The sequence below is a fragment of the Campylobacter volucris genome, assembly GCF_008011665.1.
Classification (GTDB): domain Bacteria; phylum Campylobacterota; class Campylobacteria; order Campylobacterales; family Campylobacteraceae; genus Campylobacter_D; species Campylobacter_D volucris_A.
Window position 1 is genome coordinate 54784 of the sequence record NZ_VOWJ01000033.1, and the last position, 25043, is coordinate 79826.

A 25043-nucleotide genomic window follows, 5' to 3' on the forward strand; every position below is an offset into this window, starting at 1 on the left:
GGAAGGTTAATGGGAGCTCATATTAGTTCAAAAGGAATTTGTAAAGTAGTAGAAGGGATTAGAACAAGTGCAAATAACCTTGCAGCACATGCTTCAAAACTCAACAATCAAACTTTAAATTTTGAACAAATTTTACAAGAACAAAATCCAAAATGCATTAGTTCTTGCATCCAAGATTCACAACATCAACTTAGCAAGTTGCTAAAAAGTATAGAAAATAGCAAGGAAGATATTTTCAAAGATGCTTGTGTTAATAATGTTGATATTATCGCAAGATTAAGACAAGAGGCGATTACAATGTATGATATTACTCTTAAAACCCCTCTTTAATAATCTTATATAATTTATCAATTTCTTCATCGCACATATGCGATGAATTTTGTTTTTCATAAAAATGGCATAAATGTCTAGGATTAAATTCGTAACCAAATACACACTTGCTATGAGCTGGTAAAAAAGCTCTAATTAAAACTACATCTTGCATTATCTGCTCATCACAAGCAAAACAGACAAATTCTTTATGTAAACGACCTTCATAATTTAAAATTTTCAAATACGCATCTACTATTACTCTTTTACAATCTTGCTTTTCAAAGCGTTTAGCACACTCATCTAAAAGCTCAAAATAAAAAGAGTCTAAATTTTCTACATCTTTTAAATGCCAATAAAAAAGTCTAATAAATTCTTGCCAAAAAAACATTTTTTCTCTATCTAAAATCCAAGAAAAACCAATATGCAAAACATCTTTTAATCTAGGCAAAAATCTTGAGCTTTCTTCTAATTCAAAATCTATCTTATAGCCATTTAAAATATTTGAATGTCTCATTCCATAAAAACGATAAGATTTAACCACTTGTTTAAGACTTAATATATTTACAATTAAATCTTCATCTTTTACACTTTGAGTGTGTAAAATATATCCTTGCATTATACAATCTTCACACCATAAGCTCTTAAAATTTCAAAAGCACTTTGTTCTAATTTTTCATCAAAACTTGCACAAGCTTTTTGATGTAATAAAATTTCAGAATTACAACTAGCACTTTGAGCTAAAATAATATTGCTAAAAACGCAAATATGTGAAACTAAGCCACAAAATTCAATACTTTCATAAAAATTAACTCTTAAAAAATTCGCAAATTCTAAACTTCCAAAAGTATTTTTATAAAAAATGTGTTTGGCATGTTTTAAATATATATCAAATTCTTTTGGCATATTCCAGCCATTTGTATCTTTTAAACAATGATAAACAGGGATATTTTTACCTTCTTGAGTGTCTAAATAATCTTTTTCGTGTGTATCGAAAGTAAAAACTATATCACCTTGGTGATTTTGCAAAAGAAAGAGTATGTTTTCTTTGATTTTAGTAGCTTGAGCAAAACCCAAACTACCATCTATAAAATCATTTTGATAATCTACTACAACTAAAAGCTTACTCATTCATAAAAAAACTATTTAAATGTATATTACTAAATGCAGTTTTTAAACTAGTAAATAATTTTGGATTTTCTTTTTCTAAATTTGCTAAAAGCTGTTTTGCTTCTTCTCTAGCATGTGGAAATTTAACATTTTTTTCACTAAGTTTCATACCAGGACAAAACTCATTTCCTATAACTTCTAACTCATTATTTATAGCATTTTCCCTAAGTTGTCTTTCTCTTGCAAATATTAAAGGCCTAATCACCTCTATACCTCTTTTACTTTTGTATTTTGGAGCCAAACTTCTTAAAGATCCATTATAAATAAAATTCATAAAAAAACTTTCCACTGCATCATCTAAATGATGAGCTATAGCAAGTTTATTGTATCCATTTTCTAATGCATAAGTATATAAAGCACCTCTTCGCATCCTAGAAAAATAACTACAAAAACTAGAATTTTTTCTTATAGTATCACCAGAAATTTCATATATATTAGAATCAATCACTTCGTGATCTATACCATGCTCTTTACAATGATTATGTAATTTAGTATAGTCTTCTCCCATACCATAGCTTAAAGTTACAGCTTTAAGTTCAAATTTAAAAGGAGCGTGTTTTTGCATACGCGATAAAAGATGGACTAAAGCTAAAGAATCTTTACCCCCGCTAAGCCCTAATAAAACTTTATCTTTATCTTCTATAAGAGAAAATTTAGCATTAGCCTTAGCTACTTCTCTGATAAGTCTTTTGCTAAGATTTATCATAATTTATCGCACATTTTTAATACAAAATTAGCTGAAATTCTTGCTGATTTTTCTACAAATTCATCAAAATCAAATTCAGCCTTTTCACCAGCTTTATCGCTCATTGATCTTAATATAAGACAAGGAATTTTTAAAGCATCACAAACTAAAGCCACACTAGCTCCTTCCATTTCACAAGCATCAGCATTAAAAATATCTCTTATTTTTGCTTTTTTGTTTTCATCGCAAATAAATTCATCTCCAGTAGCTATAACACCTGATTGAATTTTGATATTTAATTCTTTTGCAACTTCTAAAGCTAGATTATTTAACCTCTCATCAGTTTTTATAAAAATTTCATTACCAGGAACATATCCCAATGGATGCCCAAAAGCAGTTATATCTAAATCATATTGAGCTAACTTTGTAGCATAGATTAAATCACCTATGTCTAAATTTGGATTAAACGCACCTGCAACCCCAGTAAAAAGTAAAATTTCTGCTTTAAATTTTTCTATCATTATACTAGCACTAAGAGTGGAATTTACTTTACCTATCTTAGAATAAGCAATAACCAAATCATGATTTTTATACTTTGCTAAATAATAAGCATTATTAGCATAATTTATAGTTTCATAATCTTTTAAAGTTTCCAATAAAGGGGTAATCTCTTCTGGCATAGCGCCTAAAATTGCAATTTTCATTTTAAAACCTTTAATACTTCATCTATATCTTGCATTTTGCTTAAAGCATATGTTTCTTTTTGGCTAATTTTTTTATTTAATCCCTTTAAAACACTAGCACCAAATTCTATATAAAAATCAATCTTTTCATCTATGTTTTGTATGCTTTGTTTATAAAGCACAGGTTTAATCAGTTGATCGCTTAATAATTGCAAAGCTTGATCTTTATTAGTATAAATTGTTGCATTTACATTAGAAACAACTTGATTAAAATCAGATTTTAAAATACTTTTTAATTCTTGTGTTAATTTTAATGAAGCTTCTTTTAAAAGCGGACAATGGCTTGCTACACTCATATTTAAAAGCATAGCTCGTTTAGCTCCAGCTTCTTTAAATTCTGCCTCAGCTAGAATCAAATCAGGCTTTAATCCTGCAACTACAATTTGCCCTTGGCAATTATAATTAGCTGCGTATATTTTTTTACCATTTTGCTGAGCTTTATAACAAATTTCTTCTACCACTTCATCTTTTAAGCCTAAAACCACCATCATACCAGCTTCTATTTTAGAGCAATCTTCTTGCATAAAAATTCCGCGTTTATTAACCAAAGAAATCACTTCTAAAAAATCAAATGCACCTTGCACCGCTAAAGCACTAAATTCACCCAAAGAATGCCCTAAAGCATAATTAGTTTTTAATGCAATATTTTCATTTAAGGCTTCATATGCCATTAAAGAATTTAAAACTATAGCCATTTGAGTAAATTCGCTTTTATTTAAATCATCGTTTTCTGTAAAAAGCAAATTTTTAAAATCAATTTTACAAAAATCACTAGCATTATCTAATAATTCTTTAGCTTTTTTAGAATTTTCATAAAAACTAAGTCCCATGCCAAAGCTTTGAGAGCCTTGACCAGGAAATATAAATGCGCTATTCATTAGTGATGATGTCCTCCACAGCATCCACCACCGCCACCATGGCCATGGCCACCACCGCAGCATCCACCACCATGGTGGTGATCATGATGTCCTCTGCTAGCACATCCACAACTTCTACTACCTGCAACAATACCTGTTAAGATTTCATCTTCAGTAGCAGGTCTTACATCAACTATATTTAAAGAAAATAACAAATCTTTACCTGCATAAGCATGGTTATAATCAATAGTTACTTCATTATCAGTAATTTCTCTTACTATCACTCTTACGGTTGCACCATCTTCACCTTCTCCAAAAAGCTCCATACCAACTTGCAAATCAATTCCTGCAAATTGTTCTTTCGGTAAAGTTTGTAAAGCATTTGCATCATACTCACCTAAAGCTTGTTCTTTTTTAATAACAATATCTGCATTACAAGGAGCATCTAATTTTTGAATTTCTTCTTCAAGGCCTTCTAAAATTTGACCTTTACCTAAAATAAAAGATATAGGTTCTGCGTGAATATTTGATTCTAAAATCTCATTTGTATTTGCATCTTTTAATTCATAAAACATAGAAACTACACTATTTTTTTCTATAGCCATTTTTACTCCTTTGTTTATTTTCTATCTGGTGAAGCTTTTGCCTCGGGACTATCTGGATAAGCCGTTTTTAAAGCTTTATAAAATTTATTTGCCGATTTTGTATCTCCAACTTTATCTAAACTAATTGCCGTATGATAAAGTAATTTTGGCACATAATCACCTTTAGTGCTTATAGCTGAACTCTTTTTATAAAACCCTAATGCACCCGCATAATCTTGCTGTTTGTATTGAATTTCACCCAACCAAAAAGTAGATCTAGCAGGTTTATAATGGATGCTTATTAAGTACTCAAATTTTTCTTTTGCATCATCAAATTGATTTTTATTTACTTCATCAATTGCTTTCTTTAAAATTTCATTTGATTGTAATTTTTTCCAATTATCATCTTTGATTTTAACTACTTCTTGAGTTGCATTATCATCAGTAGTGTTTAATTCTTGATTTATCTGAGTTTTGTTGTTATCATTGATAATCAATGGTTTTAAAGATGTTTTATTGTCTTGTTGGACTTTTGAAATTTCAGACTGAAAAAACATTATACTTTGATTCATATCACTTTGAGAAACATAATCTGCATTGATTTTATTTACCACTGCAGTCATTTCGCTTAAAATTTTTTGAATTTCTTGATAATTTTTTTCTTGAATTTTTCTACTTTCTTCTATATAAGCTCTTAAATTTTGTATCTCTTGAGTGACATTAGAATCTAAATTTTGATGACTTTCTTCTAAAGAAAGCAATCTAGTATTTGCTTTAGAATACTGAGCATTTAAGCCTTCAGTAACACTTTGTAAGCCTTCTATATTTTCCGCTGCTGTATTAAGCTTGTTGGTTAAATTTGTATAATACTCGTTTAATACTCTTAAGCGTTCTTGGTTTTCATATTGAAGCTTTTCATTTTGAGTTAAACCATAAGGTGTTTTGCTATCTACTTTTCCTGCGTCAAAAGCTGAAATTTCAGCATGTAAAAAAGTAGCTCCTAAAAGAGCTACTGAAAATAATTTAAATTTCATATTTTGATTAAAAAATTATTTTGCTATTTTAAATTCAGCACGACGATTTTGAGCGTCGCAAGCTTTTGTTCTTTCAGTACATACAGGATTGGTTTCTCCATAGCTTTTAACACTAATTCTATCAGCATTAACACCTTGAGCTACTAAAGATTCTTTTACAGCTTTTGCTCTTTTTAATCCAAGAGCTTGATTATATTCATCAGTACCCCACTCATCGCAGTTTCCTTCAACAACGATAGCAGAATTTATAGCCTCGCTATTAAAAATTTTAGCATTATTTACTACAACTTTTTGCATATCACTTCTAACATTAAATTTATCAAAATCAAAATAAACATTAGAAATGGAATTTAAAGACTCTAAACTTTCAAATCTATCCGATCCACCGCTTCCCTTAGAACCATCTACACTACTTGAACTGCTTACAGTTGTATTTTTTGTAGCACATCCACTTACAATTACAGCAAAAGCAGTGATTGAAGCAAAAATGATTTTTTTCATTACCTCTCCTTATTTAATAAAATCTTGCTAATTATAACAAAAAAAATATCATTTTGATATTTTACCAATCAATTGATTGAATTTTACCAACTTTTAACCCGTAATAAAAAGCTTTATTAGCTTTAATTCTTATCACACCTAAAGCACTTTGAGAACCCAAATACTTTATAAAAACTATACTTTCACCATCACTTGAAAATCTAGGAAATAAATTTTTTCCATTTGCCGTAAGTTGGCGTATATAATCACTTTGAGTTGACATTAAATAAAGATTAAAAACTCCGCTTTGATTTGCCTCTCTGCTAGAATAAACTATATAATTTTTATAAGTAGAAACTGAAGAATTATTTTTTCCGTGAAACACAACTTGCTCTGTAATATTTGTCCCTAAATCTTGCATAAAAATATTTGGATAACCTAAACGATCTGATATAAATACTATTTTTTGATCTCCATCGACAAAATTTCCATTTACATCTATACCAGAATAATTTGTAAGCTGATGATAATTTTTTGTATTTGTATCATATAAATACACATCAGGTTGATCTTTTGGAGCCATAGTAAGAAGAATTTTTTTACCATCATCACTTACATCAGAAGCTACTATCATGCCTTTACTTGCTATGATTTTTGTAGTACTTTTATTTTTCATATTATATTTATATAAAGTTGGAATTTCATCATCATATGCAGTAAAATAAAATGCATCTTGCTCTTTATTTGCCCATTTAGGAAATAAATTTAAGCCTTTAGATATCAAAACCTTTTGATAGGTTAATGTATAATCTGCAAGCAAAATATCACTTTGTTTGCTACCTTGAGTTCTCGCTATTAAAATTTTATGATCCATCCAATCAACAGGAGAAAAACCTAGTTTTTTATTCATTTGAGCGATACTCTTATGTGCTAAAAATGGATACTCTTCTATTGATAAAATTTGTTCATAAAATCTTGCTTTACTTTCTTTTCCAGCTAAAACTTCAACATCAATATCTAAAAGCTTTCCATTTTTATTTAAAATGTAAGAAAATACATAATCTCCTTTAGCCTCTTCTTCGACTACTTCAAAATTTGCACTCACTTTAATATCATTTACAAGCATATTATAAAAACTTTTTTTAAGATCTAAATCTGTTAAACTAGACTGATCTTTAATATAAATTTTTGGTAATTGCATACCTTTATTGATAACAGATATAGTTGCATCTTCTCCAAATAAAATAGTGCAAAAAAATAAAAAAACTAATATCTTTTTCATTATTTCTCCGTATTAAATTCAATTACATCACTAAGTTTCATTTTAATTTGTCGTATTTTACCATTTGGAGGTAAAGTTATATATTTTCCTTCTAAATTTTTTAAAAATTCTTGTGCTTTTGTGTCAAAATTTTCGCTAAATGATTTAGAAGAATTAACCAGATGAAAACATCCATTATTATCGATAATAAATTCAACATCTATACTTAAATTTCCACTTGGATTATATACTCTCCATCTTTCTTCAAGATATTTTCTAACAGCTCCTAAAAACTGATCATAAATTCCAACTTTTTGCTCTATTAAAGACTGACCCAATTCTTGATTATTCTGTAAGCTTTTATTAAGTTGTTTAGAAAAATCTGAAATTTGCTCTCTTTTAGAAAATACAGGTTGTTTCGAAGGCATTGAAGATTGAACTTTAGTTGTTTTTTCTTCTTGATAATCTTCTAAATCTCCGAATAATTCATTAAATTTACTTGCTTGTTGCTCTACATCTTGGGTTTTAACATTTTTATTAGTAGTATATTTTTGTACTATATTTTTTTCAAAAAGATCTTGCAAAGATTCTTTTTGCGCTTCTTGTAGTGTTGATAAAGGATTTGTATTAACATTATCTCCTAATTCTATATTGATAAAACTATTTGGATCATCAGTATATTCCAAAGCTTGTGGCTTGTATTGTACTATTTTAAAAAATACTAAAAAAACAACACTAAAATAAATCAAAATAGCATAAATTAAAGATCTAGTAGTGTATTCAGAATGCTCTTGCATATTTTACTCAGTTTGTAATGCAACCTTATGAAAACCTATATGTTTCATAGTTCTTAAAACACTCATCACATCATCATATTTTAAATTCTTATCTGCTCTTATAAATACTATTTCATTAGTATCATACTGAGCTTTTAAGGCATTAATATTATCAGCAAAACTCAAAAAATCAAATTTATTGTTACCAATAAAAATTTCTTTTTTAGCATTGATGGTAATAATTAAACTTTTTAAATTTGGAGCACTAGAATTTTTTTGAGAACCTTGAGGAAGTTGAACTTTTTCCTCATAAGTCACACTCGGTGCAGTAACCATAAGTATAGCAAGTAAAACAAGCATAATATCCACCAAAGGAGTGATATTTAATTCAGGTTTTTCTTCTAAAAATTTCACCTTAAGCCTTTGTACTAACTAATAACTTAATCTCACTATCTAATATATTTATCAATTCGTAGGCTTTACGCTTAATTATTAAATGAAAACTATAAGCAGGAATAGCCACTAAAATTCCACATCCAGTCGCCACTAAAGCTTCACTAATTTTTGGCGCAATAATACTTAAAGAATTTTGAACTTCTAATCCTCCAAAGGTCTCAAGTATAGAAATGACTGTTCCAAAAAGACCTATAAAAGGAGAGGTAGAAGCTACAATACTAAGCCATGTTAAACCTATAGAAGCTTTTTTTTCTAAAGAATTTTTATAAATATTCATTTTAGCTTCATCTATTTCAATACATTTTTTTAAAATAGAGGCACTTTGACTTAAATCTTTTTCACCTCCCATCAAAGCTTTAAGTGCTTGAGACTCATTTTGTATCCAATTATTTATAGTCATTAATCTTGAAAACAAAATAGTAAAACTAAGTATAAAATACACAGAAAGCCAAGCTAATACTATATAAGTAATTAAGCTTGTGTTTCCAAAAAAATGAAAAATTGCTTGAAAATCCACTATTTTTGCCTTACATTATTATCCATTTTAGCAAAAGTAGAAGCTAAAGCTGCATTATCACTACTCATTGATTTAATGAGTTCTTTTGCTTCATTAAGTTTTTTTGCTATTTCGCTATCGCTATTTCCACCAACCCAAACAGCACCTTTAGCAAGAACACTTACTTTTGTTTCAGAAACTTTAACATGTCCTGAGTCAATCGCAATTAATTCATGGGTAGAATTTGCCGTTTCAACATCTATAACACCTGCTTTTAAAGATGATATTAAAGAAGCGTGTCCTTTTAATACTCCAAATTCTCCTTCACTTCCTGGCAAAACAACGAGCTTTACTTCATCTTTATAAATTACCCCAACAGGAGTAACTATTTCTAAAGATATTAGATCTTTCATAAATTAACCTTTTTTAGCCTTATCTACTTTGCAATTATCCAAGCAAACATCTTTTCTGCTAACTTCTTTTAAAGTTTCAGCCTTTGCTATGACTTCATCTATATTTCCAACCATATAGAATGCATTTTCTGGTACATCATCATATTTACCTTCTAAAATACCTTTAAAACCTGCTATTGTATCTTCTAAAGTGATATATTTACCTGGACTTCCCGTAAATACTTCAGCGACAAAGAATGGTTGAGATAAGAATTTTTCTATTTTTCTAGCTCTTTCAACTATTAGCTTATCTTCTTCACTTAGTTCATCCATACCTAAAATAGCTATAATATCTTGTAAATCTTTATATTTTTGAAGCACTGATTGAACACCGCGTGCTACTTTGTAATGTTCTTCTCCTATGATTTGAGGATCAAGCATTCTTGAAGTAGAATCAAGTGGATCAACAGCAGGATAAATACCTTTTTCAGCTATAGATCTATTTAAAACAGTTGTAGCATCTAAATGCGCAAAAACAGTAGCAGGAGCAGGGTCTGTTAAGTCATCTGCTGGAACATAAACTGCTTGAACTGAAGTTATAGAACCTTTTTTTGTAGAAGTAATTCTTTCTTGGAATTTACCCATTTCGCTAGCTAAAGTTGGTTGATAACCAACAGCTGAAGGAATTCTACCTAAAAGCGCTGACATTTCTGAACCTGATTGAGAAAATCTAAATATATTGTCTATAAACATCAATACATCAAGACCCATCTCATCTCTAAAATATTCAGCCATAGTCAAACCTGTTAAAGCTATACGATTTCTAGCCCCTGGTGGTTCATTCATCTGTCCATAACATAAAGCAACTTTATCTAAAACATTACTTTCTTTCATTTCATTATAAAGGTCATTTCCTTCACGAGTTCTTTCGCCAACTCCTGCAAATACAGAATATCCACTATGTTTAAAAGCGACATTGTGTATCAATTCCATTATAATAACGGTTTTACCAACACCTGCACCACCAAATAAACCTACTTTACCACCCTTAGCATAAGGTGCTAATAAATCCACAACCTTAATACCTGTTTCAAAAATTTCACTTTTTGTGCTTTGCTCTTCAAATGGAGGAGGATCTCTATGAATTGACCAATGTTTGTCAAAATTTACAGCTTCACCCTCATCTATTAAATCACCTGTAACATTAAAAATTCTACCTAAAACTTTTTCTCCAACCGGAACACTAATTGGGTTTCCTGTTGCTTGTGCTGATAATCCTCTTACTAAACCATCTGTCATATCCATAGCAATAGCTCTTACTTTGTTATCGCCTAAATGTGCAGCCACTTCAAGAATTAACTTGCACTCTTTTCCTTCTAACTCATAATTTACAATAATAGCCTCATTGATTTGAGGTAAATAATCTTTAAATTCTACATCAACAACCGGTCCTAAAACCTGAGAAATAAAACCTTGCATTATCACTCCTAAATTTATTTCATCGATTCAACACCACTGATAATTTCTATCAGTTCAGTGGTAATAGATTCTTGTCTAGCCTTGTTATAAGCTAAATTAAGCTGTTTTACCCTAGCTTTGGCATTATTAGTAGCATTATCCATTGCTTGCATTCTTGCACTATGTTCAGCAGCTAAAGAATCTACTAAAGCAAAATACATATTATATTCAAAATATGTTTTTAATAAATCATTTAAAATCTCACCATCTTCTGGCTCCAACTCAAGCAATGAATCTGACTTTTCTTCTTCTTTAGTTACGATAGCTGTAACTGGTAATAATTCATTTATTTGAAGTTCTTGAGAAATCATATTTTTATAACCATTATGAACGATCACTACCTTATCACTTAAACCTTGTACAAAATCTTCAACGGCACTATGGATAATAGCACATGCTTTATCATAATCTGGACTAGAACTTGTATCCAAATATTTTTCTAAAATTTCTATATTTTGAAAATTAAAATATTCTATACCTGTTTTTCCAATGGCTCTTAGTCTTACTTTTATTTTTTTAATCTTACATTCTTCAAGCATCTCATTAACTGCTTTAATAGTTTTTACATTAAAACCACCACAAAGACCCTTATCAGCAGTTACAAATATAATATCCATTTTTTCTACATTATCTTTTTTTCTAAAAAATGGAAGTTTATCATCAAGATCTTGATATTGATTTATTTTAAAAGCTATTTCAGACAAAACTTCATCAATTTTTTGAGCAAATACCTTTGACTTTTTAGCTGCTTCTTCTGCCTTTCTAAGCTTGGCAGTAGAAACAAGCTTCATCGCATTGGTAGTTTTTTGAGTATTATGAACACTCTTAATTTTTCTTTTTATTTCTTTCAAATTAGACATCAAAAGACCTTATATATGGTTTGCTTTAAACTCACTCAACGCTTTAGCCAATTTTTCTTCTAAATCTTTATCTAAAGCTTTTTTAGTTCTAATTTGCTCAAATATTTCTGGATATTTAGCTTCAATAAAGGGATACAACGCTGCTTCAAATTCCCCAATCTTTGAAACTGCTACATCATCCAAATAACCTTTAGTGCCAGCATAAATTATCACTACTTGATTTTCTGCAGAAAGTGGTGAATATGGAGGTTGTTTTAAAACTTCAACCATTCTTTGGCCGCGCTCAAGTTGTTTTCTACTTGCTTCATCCAAATCACTTGCAAACTGTGCAAAAGCTTGTAATTCTCTATATTGAGCCAAATCAAGTCTTAATGTACCAGAAACTTGCTTAGTAGCTTTAATTTGAGCTGCACCTCCAACACGAGATACAGATAAACCCACATTAATAGCTGGACGAATACCTGAATTAAATAAATCAGTTTCTAAGAAAATTTGACCATCGGTGATAGAGATAACATTTGTAGGAATATAAGCTGAAACATCTCCTGCTTGAGTTTCTATAATAGGCAATGCTGTTAAACTTCCTGCACCCAATTCATCACTTAATTTGCTAGCTCTTTCTAGTAATCTTGAGTGAAGATAAAAAACATCACCTGGATATGCTTCACGACCTGGAGGACGGCGTAAAATTAAAGACATTTCACGATATGCTACAGCATGTTTGCTTAAATCATCATAAACAATCAATGCATGTCTTGAATTATCTCTAAAATATTCCCCCATGGTTACACCAGTGTATGGAGCTAAATATTGCAATGCTGCAGGATCAGATGCACCAGCATTTACTACTATACTATATTCCATAGCACCATATTCTTCAAGTTTTTTAACAACTTGAGCAACAGTGCTTTGTTTTTGACCTATTGCTACATAAATACAAATAACATCTTTACCTTTTTGACTAATAATTGTATCAATAGCAACCGTTGTTTTGCCAGTTTGTCTATCGCCTATGATTAGCTCTCTTTGACCTCTTCCAATTGGCACTAAAGCATCTATAGCTTTAATACCAGTTTGCAATGGCTCATGAACACTTTTTCTAGCCATAATACCTTTTGCTTTTTCTTCTACAAAACGATATTCACTAGCTTCGATAACTCCTTTTGCATCAATTGGTTCACCTAAAGCATTTACAACACGACCAATCAAAGCATCACCAACAGGTACTTTTAAAAGCTTTTTAAGTCTTTTAACTGAACTACCTTCTTTAAGCCCTAAACCTTTTCCTAAAACAACAATACCCACGCTTGATTCTTCAAGATTAAGAACCATACCTTTTTCGCCATTTTCAAATTCAACCATTTCTCCAGCCATAGCATTTTTAAGGCCATAAACCTTAGCAACACCATCTGCTACCGAAATGATTTTACCAGTTTCTTCTATTTCTAAATTAAAGTCAAATTTTTCTATTCTTTCTTTGATAATAGAACTAATTTCATCTGCTTTAAATTTCATCAACTCTCCTTAAATTGCTTTTAATATATATTCACTCATTTTAACTTTTAAATTTTGCATTGAGAATGAAATCTCATAACCCAAACCTTCTAAGCTAATCTTTACACCATCATTAATTCCTATTTTACTTTCTAATCTAATCTTTGCATTAAATCTTTGACTTAATTTATCTTCTAAATTTTTAATCTCATCTTCGGTCAAAATTTCTTTAGAATGAATACAACCTAAAAACATATTTTCTTTTAAAGCCTTTTGTTTGCTCAATTCTTCTACTATATTAGGAATTAAATTTTCTCTAGAATTAATTACAACTAATGCTATAAAATTTTTAAATTCTTGACTAGGATTATCCAACAAAGAAAGTAAAAATTCTAATTTTTGTTCTTGTTTTATATCATACGAATTTAAAATATCAACAAATTTTGACACCCCAAAAGCAGAGGCAAGATCTAATAAATTAGAATAAAATTCATCAAAATCACCTCTATCTAAAATAGCTTTAGCATAAATTTTTGCTATAGTATTATCCATTAAGATACCTTTTTCATCATAATGTTAAGAATTTCTTTTTGTTGCAAATGTAATTTTTCATCCTTGAAAATTTCATCTAAAACTGAGCTCGCAACACTTTGTTCCATTTTTCTCATTTCATATTCTTTATGTTCTTGAAATGATTTTTCTAAAACTTCAATTTCTGCTTTAGTTTCTATTTCAATTTTTCTAACCAATATCTCCGCCTCTTTTTTTGCTAATGCAAGTGCATTAGCAGATTCTTGTTTAGCTAAATCTAATTTTTTCATCATTTCTAATTTTAAATTTTTACTTGCGATAAGCTTTTCTTGAATTTCATTCATTTTAGAAGAAATTTTATAAATTCTATCATTATAAAATTTTTTCAAGGGAGTAGCAATAAAATAATACAATATAGCCGCAAATAAAATAAAATTTACTGTTCTTGGCAAAATATCATAATCCCCACTCCCACTTTCAGCACCAAAAACATAAAAAGGAAGGACAAGCAATAAAGTTTTTTTCATTAAAATCCTTTAAATTTTACTCAAACTATTTTGAAAACTTTGTTTAAATTCAGGCATTTTTAAACGCATCTCTTCTTTAAGCTCTTTTTCTTTTTCTTTTAAGCTTTTTAAAAAAACACCCATTTGCTCTTCTATTTCTTTCTTTTTATTTGTAATTTCTTTTTCTTGTTTTAGTTTTGCTTCTTCTATAGCTTTTTGTTTTATTTGATTAATTTCATCTCTAGTTTGATTATGAATTTTTTCAAGTTCGAATTCTACATTGGATACATCATCGGAATTTTTTTTCATTTTTTCTTCATTGCTTTTAATCTCTAAATCTCTAGAGTCCATAAAAGCAATCAAAGGCTTATAAAGTATTGAATTTAAAATTACTATCATAAGTAAAAAAATTACTCCTGTAGCAATCATAATAGAAAAATGGACATCATCAAACATTAATACTCCTAAAATTCTCTAAATAAAAGTCGTAATTATATCAAATAAATCCTAAAAACATATTTAATCTAGGATTTGCAATAACTTTTTAATCTTTGCCTCATCATCAAAACTAATAATAATTTTTGAATTTTTGATACAAGATTTAAAGCCAAGAGATAAAAATTTAGTATGTAGATTTTGAAGCATTGGATTTATTTGAGATAAATTTTTTTCAGATTTTTCATTAAAATTGGAATTTTTAAAATTTTTAATTAATTTTTCAGTATCTCTTACATTTAATTTTTGACCAATGATAGTATCTACAATAGTTTTTTCATCTTCTTTATCAAGTCCTACTAAAACCTTTGCATGACCTTGTGAAAGCTTACCTTCTATGATAAGATTTTGCGTATTATCATTTAAATTTAATAATCTTAAAGTATTGGCAATTTGCGATCTTGATTTATGGATGATATCTGAAAGTTTTTCTTGGGTAATATTATGAATATCTAAAAGTTCTTTATAAGAATGAGCTAATTCGATAGGGTTTAAATTTTCTCTTTGTATGTTTTCTATCAGAGCTAATTCTCTCAATTTAATATCCTCAACATTAAGAATAATTGCTCTAATCTCTCCTTTATTTAAAAGCTTACAAGCTCTATATCTTCTCTCACCAGCGATCAATACATAAGAAAATTCATCTTTTTTTAATACCACAATAGGTTGTATTAAGCCATATTCTTTGATGGAATTTGCAAGTTCTTCTAAGGCTTGATTATCAAATTTTTTTCTTGGTTGGTATGGATTTGGAGTAATAAGATCTATATCTATTTCTTCTATTTTATTATCGCTTGAGCCAAGTTCTTTTTCATAAACCTCATCAATATCTGCTAAAATACTACTTAAACCTCTACCTAAAGCACTTTTTTTTGCCATAAATTATCCTAATATTGATTGAGCTAAATTTTGATAAGCCAAAGAACCTGGTGATTTTATATCATAAAGTATGATAGGCTTACCATAGCTTGGACTTTCAGCTAATTTAACATTTCTTGGAATAATGATAAAATCATCTTCTTTTTCACCAATTTTAAATAGTTTTTGTTTAAAATTTTGCTTTAAATCTTCAACAGTGTCTTTTGAAAGATTATTTTGAGAGCTATACATTGTAGGTAGAAAACCTTTGATTTTTAGCTTAGGATTAATGGTTTTTTTTACAAATTTAATGGTATTTAAAACCATAGCAACACCTTCTAATGCATAAAATTCACATTGTATAGGGATGATAACACTATCACTAGCGGCAAAAGCATTTACAGTAATACTTCCAAGAGCTGGAGGAGAATCTATAATGATAAAATCATATTCACTAGAAATCTCTTTTAATTTTTCTCTTAAAATGGTTCTATATTCTCCATTTTCTTTTACAACTTCTTGTTCTATCCCAACTAAAGAAATATTTGAAGGAGCTAAAAAAAGCTGAGATAATTCTGTTTTCAAAATAATTTCTGAAAGTTTTTTTCTACCTATAAAAACATGATAAATATTATATTCATAATTGCTTCTATTAAAACCAAGTCCTGTAGTGGCATTAGCTTGTGGATCAATGTCTATTAAAAGTACTTTTTTTTCAGCTACGGCTAATGAAGCTGCTAAATTTATAGCTGTTGTCGTTTTACCAACTCCACCTTTTTGATTTGCTATAGTTATTATCTCACTCATCTTAAACTATATATCCTTTTATTATCTAATAATATCGAACCATCTTTATACAATAAAGCATCATCTAAAGATAAAATTTTACCATCATAATGTATAAAAAATTTCCTTGATTTTTCAAATTCTAACATATACTTGCTAAAAATATTCTTCCATGATTGGTTCTTTTGTATAGATGTAAAATATTCTTTTAAAAGTTCTGTAATATCTACTTTAATATCTAATACTTGTGCTTTACAAGGTGCATAAACTAAATTAAGTCCTAATCCTACTACTAAAAAATCATTTATTTTAGAACTCATCAATCCACCAATTTTTTTACCATCTATATAAAAATCATTTGGCCATTTAAGCCAAATTTTAGAGCCATTTTTGCTTAAAATTTCTTTCATTAAAAAAGCAAAATAAATACTACAAGATGCCAAAGGCAAGTCTTTTGGCAAATCATCTATTTTTAAACAAAAAGAAAAATGCAAATTTCCTTCCTTGCTCTGCCAAGAATTTTCTCTACTTCCTATACCATTTGTTTGTTTGTTTGCTATTATTACTGTGTTTGTATTTATTTCATTATTTTTTATTTTTTCACATAAATATTTTTGAGTAGATTCTAATTCTTCAAAATAAACTATCTCCAATTTTTAACCTTTTGCCATTTAAATAAGTTTTACCATCTAGTGCTTTTTTTCCACTTTCTTGTAAAATTTTTATCTTTAAAACACCCTTATTACAAGCTAATAAAAATCCATCATTTTCTATATTTAAAATTTTTCCACTTTCTTGTAAGCTATCTTTATCAAAAAGTTCAATATCTAAAAATTTCAATCCATTTTTTAAAAAAATTCCTGGCCAAGGATAAAAAGCTAAAAATTTTTGATAAACAACACTTGCTTCATTAAGTGCTATAAGACCATCTTCTTTTTTTATTTTTTTGCAAAAACTGACTTTGCTTTCATCTTGAATTTTAGGAGTTATTTTAAAAAAATTATTTAAAGTACTAACACAAAGTCTTGCTGCTAAATTTGAAAAAATATCAAAAATTTCATTTGATTTTTTACCTTCTATATTAAATTCTACACTTTCTAAAACAGCTCCGCTATCAAGCCCTTCTTCCATAAGCATAGAACAAACCCCACTAATCTTATCTGCATTTAAAATAGCACTTTGTATAGGAGAAGCACCACGATACTTAGGAAGCAAAGAAGCATGTAAATTTATGCAAGGAGCAATATCTAAAATTTCTTTTGGTAAAATTTTACCATAAGCAGCAACAACTATAAAGTCAGGTTTTAAGCTTTTTATTCCATTGATTATATTTTCATCTTTTAAGCTTTTTGGAGTGAAAATTTCTATATGTAAATTATTTTCTAAAACAAATTTTTTAGTATCACTTGGGGTTAAAATTTGTTTTCTACCAACAGGTTTATCACTTTGAGTAAATAAAGCTTGTATATTAAAACCTTCTTTTATCAACTCTTTTAAAATACAAGTAGCATAAGAAGGAGTTCCCATAAAAATAATATTTTTCACAATATCATCATCCTTTTTTGGTAAGTTTTTATAGCTTTTTGATATGAAAGCTCAAGATAATCTTTGAAAATTTCAAAATTTTTTCTAGAAGGGTTATTAATACAAATATATCCCATATAAGCATAAATTGGATGAGGCATAATAAAATCAAGTTTAGAAAAATCATAATTTAAATTAACAATCTCACCCTTTAAAGCTTTTTTAGGTTTTTGACCAAAAAGTTTTTGATAGTCTTGATCACAAAGAGAACAACTTAAACGAAACACACCTTCTCTATTTAAATTTGAAGCTTTATCATTTATGCCATCATTTTCTTTAATAGTACAAAAATAAACTCCATTTTTTAAAACTTTATCGGGATTATAAAAAAAGCTATGTTCTTTATAAGTAAATTTATATACCAAGCCTTTAAAATTAGACTTGATATATTCTTGGATAAAATCTATACTTAAATTTTCTTTCATTGGAATTAATTATTTTGACTTCTGATCTTTTTAACTTCTTCCAAAAGCATAAATTTAAGCTCTTTTAAGCCTGTTTTTTCAAGACTCGAAACCTTAATGAAAAAGCTTTGAGGATTATTAAGTTCATTTAAATACGAAGTAAGTTTATTAAATTCATCTTCAATTTTTTTTGCAAATTCTTCGCCTAAATTTACACTATCGCTTTTTGAAAGCATTATTCCAAAATTTCTTGCATAAAGTTTGTTTGAAAATTTTTCCAATTCCTTTCTTAAAATGCAAAATTGTTCTTTCAAGCTCATTTCCCTTAAAGGATCTAAAACAAAAAGTAAAAATGAAGTTCTTTCTATATGTCTTAAAAACTCAAGTCCTAAGCCTTTTCCACCACTTGCTCCTTCTATAATACCTGGAATATCAGCCATCACAAAAGAATTATAATCATCAACTTCGACCATACCAAGTTTTGGAGTTAAAGTAGTAAATTCATAATTAGCTATTTCAGGACGAGCATTAGATACTACACTTATGAGTGTGGATTTTCCTACATTTGGAAAACCAACCAAACCAACATCGGCTATAAGTTTTAATTCTAAACACACATTGATAGTTTTACCTGCTACACCTGGCTGAGCATAGTCTGGACGTTGATTGGTTGAATTTTTAAAATGGGTATTGCCAAGACCGCCTTTGCCACCTTTTAAAAATAATTCTTTTTGCCCCTCTACAAGCATATCAAGCAAAACTTCTCCACTTTGAGCATCAATAACTTGAGTACCTTGTGGGACTATAAGTTCTAAATTTTCTCCACGTTTGCCATTTTTATTACGCCCAAGTCCTGGGTAACCATTTTGAGCTTTTAATTCTTTTTTGCCTTTAAAATGTGCTAATGTATGAGTATTGTTATCACATATAAAATAAACACTCCCACCATCTCCACCATCTCCACCATCAGGACCACCGAGCGGGACATGTTTTTCACGGCGAAAACTAACAGCACCTTTGCCACCATTTCCTGAACTCAAAATCAATTTAACATTATCTATAAACATATTTTCACCAAATTTAATTTTTTAAAAATGATATTATATTTTTTTAATATATGAGGTTTAAGAAGAAAGGCTACAAAGTAGCCTTGAAATTATGCAGGATAAACAGAAACTTTTTTTCTATTTTTATCTTTTCTTTCGAATTTTACAAAACCATCAATTAAAGCAAAAATTGTATGATCTTTTCCTATACCTACATTATTTCCAGCATGAGTTGCTGTTCCTCTTTGGCGGATGATTATATTTCCAGCACGAACAAATTCACCACCAAATTTTTTAACACCTAAACGACGACCTATAGAATCGCGATTATTCTGAGTTGAACCTTGACCTTTCTTGTGTGCCATTCTTTACTCCTTAAGCTTTAATATCTACTACTCTAACACGAGTAAATTGTCTTCTAAAACCGCGTTTTAATTTAGAATCTTTTCTGCGTCTTTTTTTATAAATCACAACTTTTTTGTCTTTTCCATGAACTATCACTTCCAAAACAACTTTTGCACCCGCAACAAAAGGCGCACCTACCTTTAATTCTTTATCGCATACAGCAAGAACTTCACTTACTTCAATGCTTGATTTTACTTCAGCTTCAAAACGATCTAGTTTAAGCTCATCACCTTGGCTTACTCTGTATTGTTTCCCGCTGTGTTTTATAATAGCATACATACAGCTATCCTTTCTAAAATATATTTTGGTAGCACCACAAAGCATTATGTATAAACATAAATTTAAAAAGCTCTAATGGTTAAAACTTGAGATTATACTCAAATAATTTTAAATTTAGGTTAATTACCAACCCAAATTTACCGTGCCATTTGGATTGACACTGTGCTGTTTTTCCATACCTTCACCATCATCACCCAAAGGCCTACAAATATCTCCTTTTTTAACATTTCCTTCTATAATGTTTGCATAGGAAATTTTTGGAGTAGAACGAATGATTTTTACAACACCTGTTTTAGTCTCAATTCTTCCTGTGTTTTCTTTGGTATATGCATCTTTTACCACCTCACCTAAAGAATAACACTCATAAGTATCATAAATGGTTAAAGTCTGTGAAAATACTACTTCATTTTGATGAATTTGTGATATTTTTAAAGGATAAATGGCATTTAAAATATCATCAGAAATTTTCTTTGCTATTTTTTCACTAACTTTTTCGCTAGCAACTAAAGAATCACCTTTAAAAGAAACTGACATACTTAAAGTATTTGAAAATTTAATTTGTCTTGTAGCAAATAATAATACTCTATAATCAATCACAATATCTGCTTTATTTTTAGAACCTTTTGTTTTAAAATCAATCCCGCTTACATTAAATAATAAAATATAATCTGTAGCCATTACATTTTTAAGCTTATAAATTTCATCTTCATGGGTATTGGATGAATTTATCAAAGCTTTTTCCATCTCATAATAGCCCTTAGAATCTCTATCTAAGACATTAAATTTCCTACTTTGAATCAAATCTGTGATAATTTTTTGCTGTAAAATACTACCAAGCTCTTGATGATTAGAAGAAGTGCTAAAAACCGTGATACTTCTTCTACTATCTGCATTTAATCCTGGTGCTTGGTATTTTTTACTAACATTAGTTTTAAAAACGGTTACATTTGCTATATATTTGTCTTTATCTTGCACTATATTATCAATCTCGTAAGTATCAACCTTACCTTTTGTAGCTTTTATGATTTGCTCTTCATAGATATCTTTAATATTGGTTTTTTTATCATCTGAATTAATGCCAACAAAAGATTGTTTAACCGAATCAATATTAACACCATTTAATTTTCCAACAGCTTCTATAATGGCATTGTTAATCGCTTCTTCTCTAGTAACGCCAACACCTTCTCCGCTGCTTGATTTTGTAGTGCTTGAAGTAATTACTTTTGCACTTAAAGTAAAATGCAAAAGTAAAGTTAAAATAAAAATACGCAAAATCTTCATAAAATTTTCCTAAAAATCATCTATATCATTAACAATATTAGAACTTCTTTGTATATTAGAAGACTTTTTAGGCTCAGCTTTTGGAGTGTTTGAATTTGATTTTAAAGCTTCATTAATATTAGCTACATTATCATAAGAATAAAATCTTACAACGCCCACATGTTCTATGCCATTTTCACTTTTATAGCTCCATTTTTTAAGCGTTCTTATACCTTTAATTTTTCCACTAGAATTTGCTTTTACTTTTGTATTGATTTTTTCTATAATATTTGTAAAATCTTGAATTTGTTCTTGGGTAGTGTTATCGTTAATATTTAAGCTTTGTTTGATGATTTCTTCATAACTTTCACCTGTAGTTTTTTCATCTTTTAAACTTAAATTTGTATTGATAAATTCAACAATAGCAGCATCAGCCATAGTTGCAGCTGTATCTTTTGCCCTATCTTCTAATATATTAGTTTTTTTAGCATTATTAGCATCAGCTATATAACCCCAATTTCCATAGCTTAAAATGACAGGTGAGCCTTTTTCATCATAAACTAAACGAATACCATATTCATTAAGAAAACCTTTTTCTTCTTTTGGTAAATACTCACTAATGTTTTTACCTTTACCTGTGATATTGCTTTTGCGCTCTAATGACATATCTTTAGCAAGTTGGCGTGTTTTTTTAGAAACAACTGCAATAACTCCTATATCATATTGACCTCTTCTTTGTGTAACTATGGTTTGTACAGGAATTAACCCACTCATTGAACCAACTGCACTTGTGATGGTTTTATTAAGAAATTCTTCTTTTAATAAAGTCTTCTTTCTTTCCTCTGTTAAACCTTCTACATTAATACCTAAATCTTTTAAAGCTTTGTCTAATTTTGCTCCACTTAATTGAGCAAGTTTGTCAAAAATTTGACTCATAATACTTCCTTTTGGAAGTTCTTCAAATTCTTTTGCATTAGTAGAATTATCAGCTTCATAATTTTGAATTTTATTTACCGCTATTCTTCCAAAAGCATCTTTAATAAATTCAGTTTGCAAATTTAACATAGCTTTTTGATAAGCATTTTGCAAAGCTTGAGCAAATTGTGGATCACTATCGTTTAGAGCAACTACACTTTTTCCGACATAAAAAGTTTTTCCATCTTTTGTAACACCATATTCTATATCAAAATTATCTGCAAATTCTTCAAAAAAATCATCTAAAGATTTTGGAGTAATATCTTTAGTACTAGCATCTGACATTTCATTTTGAGTTTTAATATCTTCTTGAGTGATTTCTACTTGTGGTGTTGCTTGTGCATAAAGAAAACTCGCTAAAGCCAAAGAACCAATAATAAACATTTTTTTCATTATATATCCTTTTAAATTTTATTCTTACCAGCTAACAGTTTTACTAGAACCTAATTTGTTGATTCTAGTAGTTTTTTGCCATACCACCAAACCACTAACTTTTTCAGCCAATTTCATCACAAAAAAGTATTCTACTTGAGTTTTACCATCGTTTAATTTTATATTTTTTTGATCAATTCTTCCTTGTAAAGTCAAAGAAGCACTAATTTGAGTACGATTTTTAAAAACTGTTGATTTATCGTATCTATCATCATCTTTATCGCTTATTAAATCATCCATATTATCTTGAGTAGCAATGTCATTGCCTTGAGTAGCTGAAGCTGCAAATTTACCTGAATTTATAAGCTCTTCCGCCATTAAATCTGTTAAATTTCTAGTGTCTATTCTTAAAGCTGTATTATTTACCACATCATAAACTGCCACTACAGCTTTACCTGAATTTCCTATTTTTTTGACAACATAAGCTGAATTAAATAAGCTATTTAGCATTTCCCTTGCAGTATTATCAAAATCTTCTCCGGTTAAACCCATGCTTAAAGAATCACCTTTTTTTACTTTTGCAGCAGTGCCATCTACATAGCTAGGCTGCTGCATACAAGCACTAAACAAAATACTAATAACTACAATACTTGTTAATATTTTTATTTTTTTCATTTCCACTCCTTATTTAATATATATTTTATATTTTTTAATTCTTTCATTTGTAGCAACTTTTTGAACAATATAATCTTGCCCGCTCAATAATCTTATATTTTGATAGTTTTCATCTATGGTATTTTTTACAGCAAAACCATCTTTATCAAACCATTCAATTTTATAAGAAATTTTTTTACTTACTGAGCTATAAAAAGTTATTTGAACTTCTAATAATCCTGCATCATTTATTCTTTCTTTGACACTTTTAACATTTGTGTGTTTAAATTGACTCACATCTTGAGAAAATAAACACATAAAACTTAATAATAAAATAATTATTTTTTTCATTTTTCTATCACATTAATACTTGGTGTGATATATGGCGCAAAAGAACGCACGATAATTAACACATTTTTCTTTGGATTAACTTGTTTTTTAAACAATTCTTCTCCATTAGGAGTTTTAATCAAAACCTTACCTGTATTTTTAACTGCTACTACTTCAATGCTTTGAGGCAACCCTCTCCAAGATCTAACATCTGCTTTAGTTGTGACTGCATTCATTATACCACTAGCTATGCTTAAAAATCCGCCCGTAGAGTCATTATTAGCAACTGCTGCATTCATAGTAGTTTTTAATATAGTAGAAGTAATAGCCTTTGTAATTATAGTTGGTAATTCAAATTTAAACTCGCTTGCAACCACATCATCTAAATTTACTAAAGTAGTAGTATTGGCATCATTTACACTAATATAATCAAAAGACTTGCTTCTTTTTTTCAAAGTTGGCAGTGCAATAGAAGCGGCAGTGACATTATCGCTTAAAATAAATGGTAAAGTCATTTTAAATTCATCTTTTATCACGCCAAAACCATTTTCATAAACGACAAAAACATATTTTGCATTCTTTTTAGCTCTGTTGATAATTTTATATTCTTTGGCTATTTCTTTATTTTTAGGATTTAAGATTTTAATCTCTCTAAATAAGCCTTTAGCCAAAGTATAATCTTTACTCATAAAATAAAACACAGAAGCTAAATAAGTAGCATAAGGATTTGTGAAATTTTTACTAGTTGAAAATTCTTCAAATAACTCATCATATTGAGCATTGATTTGTTTTCTAGAATCATTGAAATTTTTATCAAAATTTGGATCTTCTTTTTTAGCTTTTTCTAGCTTTTTTTTATTTTTAGCTATTTGAGCTTGAAAATAGTCCTTTGCTCGATCTTGGCGAAGCAATGCTCTTTTAAATTCAACTCTTGCATTGTTAAAATCATCTTGGCTCATAAAATTTAAGCCCTTATAAACATTTACCATGATTCTTTCATATAAAGAACCATCATAATCTAATATAGAATCATTTATCAACACAGCCGTTGTAGTTTTGGCAATTTTTTGAGCACCGCTTCTTAGATCAACATCTACTTGATAAGACTCTTCAACCTTATCAAAAAATTCATTGCTAATGTTAAAATCTCCACAATTTTTAGCAATCAAACCTGCATTTAATCCTATATATACCGGATCATCTTTTTGATTAACTTTGTTCATTTCCTGAGTAAAAAATTCATTCGAACAAAGTTTTTGTGTTAATTTTTGTTCAAAATCATTATTTACTTGCGCATGATTAGCACAAGCACTAAATAATAATCCAACAATTAATACAAAACCATAAAAAATAGTTTTCCCCATACACTCAATCCTCAAAAATTAAATAAAACTGAAATGAAATATACAAGAAAAAATAATAAAAATCAATAAAAAATTATCC

33 protein-coding genes are annotated in these 25043 nt (G+C 28.9%); 1 reads left to right on the forward strand and 32 read right to left on the reverse strand.

Annotated elements, in window-relative coordinates:
* Positions 1–9: 9 nt before the first annotated feature.
* Positions 10–330, forward strand: coding sequence for a hypothetical protein (locus tag FPD38_RS07515; protein ID WP_147556114.1), 321 nt, complete (start codon positions 10–12; stop codon positions 328–330).
* Here FPD38_RS07515 and recO read toward each other — a convergent pair.
* The 32 genes from recO to FPD38_RS07675 form a co-directional block, all read right to left on the reverse strand.
* Complete coding sequence (recO, locus tag FPD38_RS07520; RefSeq protein ID WP_147556116.1) at positions 314–928, reverse strand: recombination protein RecO; 615 nt, start codon at positions 926–928, stop codon at positions 314–316. The genes FPD38_RS07515 and recO overlap by 17 nt on opposite strands.
* Positions 928–1440, reverse strand: coding sequence for a cysteine hydrolase family protein (locus FPD38_RS07525; protein WP_147556118.1), 513 nt, complete (start codon positions 1438–1440; stop codon positions 928–930). Before FPD38_RS07525 ends, recO begins: the two co-directional genes overlap by 1 nt.
* Entirely contained in the window at positions 1433–2185 is a 753-nt protein-coding gene (locus FPD38_RS07530) for a PP-loop family protein (protein ID WP_147556120.1), read from the reverse strand. Before FPD38_RS07530 ends, FPD38_RS07525 begins: the two co-directional genes overlap by 8 nt.
* A complete protein-coding gene (locus FPD38_RS07535; RefSeq protein ID WP_147556122.1) occupies positions 2182–2868 on the reverse strand; it encodes a 5'-methylthioadenosine/adenosylhomocysteine nucleosidase in 687 nt (228 codons plus the stop codon). Before FPD38_RS07535 ends, FPD38_RS07530 begins: the two co-directional genes overlap by 4 nt.
* Positions 2865–3785, reverse strand: a complete 921-nt coding sequence (gene fabD / locus FPD38_RS07540; protein WP_147556124.1) for an ACP S-malonyltransferase — start codon at positions 3783–3785, stop codon at positions 2865–2867. Before fabD ends, FPD38_RS07535 begins: the two co-directional genes overlap by 4 nt.
* On the reverse strand, positions 3785–4369 hold the full coding sequence (locus FPD38_RS07545) for an FKBP-type peptidyl-prolyl cis-trans isomerase (protein ID WP_147556126.1): 585 nt from the start codon (positions 4367–4369) through the stop codon (positions 3785–3787). The genes fabD and FPD38_RS07545 overlap by 1 nt, the downstream gene beginning before the upstream one ends.
* Positions 4370–4383: 14 nt before the next feature.
* Positions 4384–5382 (reverse strand): tetratricopeptide repeat protein, encoded by a 999-nt coding sequence (locus FPD38_RS07550; RefSeq protein ID WP_147556128.1) that lies wholly within the window; start codon positions 5380–5382, stop codon positions 4384–4386.
* A gap of 15 nt (positions 5383–5397) precedes the next feature.
* Positions 5398–5883 (reverse strand): OmpA family protein, encoded by a 486-nt coding sequence (locus FPD38_RS07555; RefSeq protein WP_147556130.1) that lies wholly within the window; start codon positions 5881–5883, stop codon positions 5398–5400.
* A 61-nt stretch (positions 5884–5944) separates the two neighbouring features.
* Complete coding sequence (gene tolB, locus FPD38_RS07560; protein WP_147556132.1) at positions 5945–7144, reverse strand: Tol-Pal system protein TolB; 1200 nt, start codon at positions 7142–7144, stop codon at positions 5945–5947.
* Positions 7144–7920, reverse strand: a complete 777-nt coding sequence (locus tag FPD38_RS07565; RefSeq protein WP_147556134.1) for an energy transducer TonB — start codon at positions 7918–7920, stop codon at positions 7144–7146. The genes tolB and FPD38_RS07565 overlap by 1 nt, the downstream gene beginning before the upstream one ends.
* Positions 7921–7923: 3 nt before the next feature.
* Positions 7924–8313, reverse strand: coding sequence for an ExbD/TolR family protein (locus tag FPD38_RS07570; RefSeq protein ID WP_147556135.1), 390 nt, complete (start codon positions 8311–8313; stop codon positions 7924–7926).
* Position 8314: 1 nt separating this feature from the next.
* The gene (locus FPD38_RS07575; protein WP_147556137.1) at positions 8315–8872 is read right to left on the reverse strand and encodes a MotA/TolQ/ExbB proton channel family protein; all 558 of its coding nucleotides are present in this window, start codon (positions 8870–8872) and stop codon (positions 8315–8317) included.
* Entirely contained in the window at positions 8872–9264 is a 393-nt protein-coding gene (atpC, locus tag FPD38_RS07580) for an ATP synthase F1 subunit epsilon (protein WP_039665036.1), read from the reverse strand. The genes FPD38_RS07575 and atpC overlap by 1 nt, the downstream gene beginning before the upstream one ends.
* Positions 9265–9267: 3 nt before the next feature.
* Complete coding sequence (atpD, locus tag FPD38_RS07585; protein ID WP_147556139.1) at positions 9268–10722, reverse strand: F0F1 ATP synthase subunit beta; 1455 nt, start codon at positions 10720–10722, stop codon at positions 9268–9270.
* A gap of 14 nt (positions 10723–10736) precedes the next feature.
* Positions 10737–11621 (reverse strand): ATP synthase F1 subunit gamma, encoded by an 885-nt coding sequence (gene atpG / locus FPD38_RS07590; RefSeq protein WP_147556141.1) that lies wholly within the window; start codon positions 11619–11621, stop codon positions 10737–10739.
* Between the two features lie 9 nt (positions 11622–11630).
* Complete coding sequence (gene atpA / locus FPD38_RS07595; protein WP_147556143.1) at positions 11631–13136, reverse strand: F0F1 ATP synthase subunit alpha; 1506 nt, start codon at positions 13134–13136, stop codon at positions 11631–11633.
* Positions 13137–13145: 9 nt separating this feature from the next.
* Positions 13146–13667 carry a F0F1 ATP synthase subunit delta gene (locus FPD38_RS07600; RefSeq protein ID WP_147556145.1) on the reverse strand — a complete coding sequence of 174 codons (522 nt, stop codon included), beginning with the start codon at positions 13665–13667 and terminating at the stop codon, positions 13146–13148.
* On the reverse strand, positions 13667–14173 hold the full coding sequence (locus FPD38_RS07605; RefSeq protein WP_147556147.1) for a F0F1 ATP synthase subunit B: 507 nt from the start codon (positions 14171–14173) through the stop codon (positions 13667–13669). The genes FPD38_RS07600 and FPD38_RS07605 overlap by 1 nt, the downstream gene beginning before the upstream one ends.
* A gap of 9 nt (positions 14174–14182) precedes the next feature.
* Positions 14183–14608 carry a FoF1 ATP synthase subunit B' gene (locus tag FPD38_RS07610; protein ID WP_147556149.1) on the reverse strand — a complete coding sequence of 142 codons (426 nt, stop codon included), beginning with the start codon at positions 14606–14608 and terminating at the stop codon, positions 14183–14185.
* Positions 14609–14671: 63 nt separating this feature from the next.
* Positions 14672–15526, reverse strand: coding sequence for a ParB/RepB/Spo0J family partition protein (locus tag FPD38_RS07615; RefSeq protein ID WP_147556151.1), 855 nt, complete (start codon positions 15524–15526; stop codon positions 14672–14674).
* 3 nt (positions 15527–15529) lie between these two features.
* Entirely contained in the window at positions 15530–16312 is a 783-nt protein-coding gene (locus tag FPD38_RS07620; RefSeq protein ID WP_147556153.1) for a ParA family protein, read from the reverse strand.
* Positions 16309–16944: a biotin--[acetyl-CoA-carboxylase] ligase gene (locus FPD38_RS07625; protein ID WP_147556155.1), complete on the reverse strand. Its 636-nt coding sequence runs from the start codon at positions 16942–16944 to the stop codon at positions 16309–16311. The genes FPD38_RS07620 and FPD38_RS07625 overlap by 4 nt, the downstream gene beginning before the upstream one ends.
* A complete protein-coding gene (gene fmt / locus FPD38_RS07630) occupies positions 16925–17836 on the reverse strand; it encodes a methionyl-tRNA formyltransferase (RefSeq protein WP_147556157.1) in 912 nt (303 codons plus the stop codon). Before fmt ends, FPD38_RS07625 begins: the two co-directional genes overlap by 20 nt.
* Positions 17833–18300 carry a DUF6194 family protein gene (locus FPD38_RS07635; RefSeq protein ID WP_147556159.1) on the reverse strand — a complete coding sequence of 156 codons (468 nt, stop codon included), beginning with the start codon at positions 18298–18300 and terminating at the stop codon, positions 17833–17835. Before FPD38_RS07635 ends, fmt begins: the two co-directional genes overlap by 4 nt.
* Positions 18301–18305: 5 nt before the next feature.
* On the reverse strand, positions 18306–19346 hold the full coding sequence (gene obgE / locus FPD38_RS07640; RefSeq protein WP_147556161.1) for a GTPase ObgE: 1041 nt from the start codon (positions 19344–19346) through the stop codon (positions 18306–18308).
* Between the two features lie 89 nt (positions 19347–19435).
* Positions 19436–19690 (reverse strand): 50S ribosomal protein L27, encoded by a 255-nt coding sequence (gene rpmA, locus FPD38_RS07645; RefSeq protein ID WP_039649045.1) that lies wholly within the window; start codon positions 19688–19690, stop codon positions 19436–19438.
* Between the two features lie 10 nt (positions 19691–19700).
* A complete protein-coding gene (gene rplU / locus FPD38_RS07650) occupies positions 19701–20009 on the reverse strand; it encodes a 50S ribosomal protein L21 (RefSeq protein ID WP_133373841.1) in 309 nt (102 codons plus the stop codon).
* 123 nt (positions 20010–20132) lie between these two features.
* Complete coding sequence (locus FPD38_RS07655) at positions 20133–21290, reverse strand: hypothetical protein (RefSeq protein ID WP_147556163.1); 1158 nt, start codon at positions 21288–21290, stop codon at positions 20133–20135.
* A gap of 9 nt (positions 21291–21299) precedes the next feature.
* Entirely contained in the window at positions 21300–22637 is a 1338-nt protein-coding gene (locus FPD38_RS07660; protein ID WP_147556165.1) for a DUF6844 domain-containing protein, read from the reverse strand.
* A 24-nt stretch (positions 22638–22661) separates the two neighbouring features.
* The gene (gene lpoB, locus FPD38_RS07665) at positions 22662–23291 is read right to left on the reverse strand and encodes a penicillin-binding protein activator LpoB (protein WP_147556167.1); all 630 of its coding nucleotides are present in this window, start codon (positions 23289–23291) and stop codon (positions 22662–22664) included.
* Positions 23292–23300: 9 nt separating this feature from the next.
* The gene (locus FPD38_RS07670; RefSeq protein ID WP_147556169.1) at positions 23301–23621 is read right to left on the reverse strand and encodes a YcfL family putative periplasmic lipoprotein; all 321 of its coding nucleotides are present in this window, start codon (positions 23619–23621) and stop codon (positions 23301–23303) included.
* Positions 23618–24964: a COG3014 family protein gene (locus FPD38_RS07675; protein WP_147556171.1), complete on the reverse strand. Its 1347-nt coding sequence runs from the start codon at positions 24962–24964 to the stop codon at positions 23618–23620. The genes FPD38_RS07670 and FPD38_RS07675 overlap by 4 nt, the downstream gene beginning before the upstream one ends.
* Positions 24965–25043 lie beyond the last annotated feature (79 nt).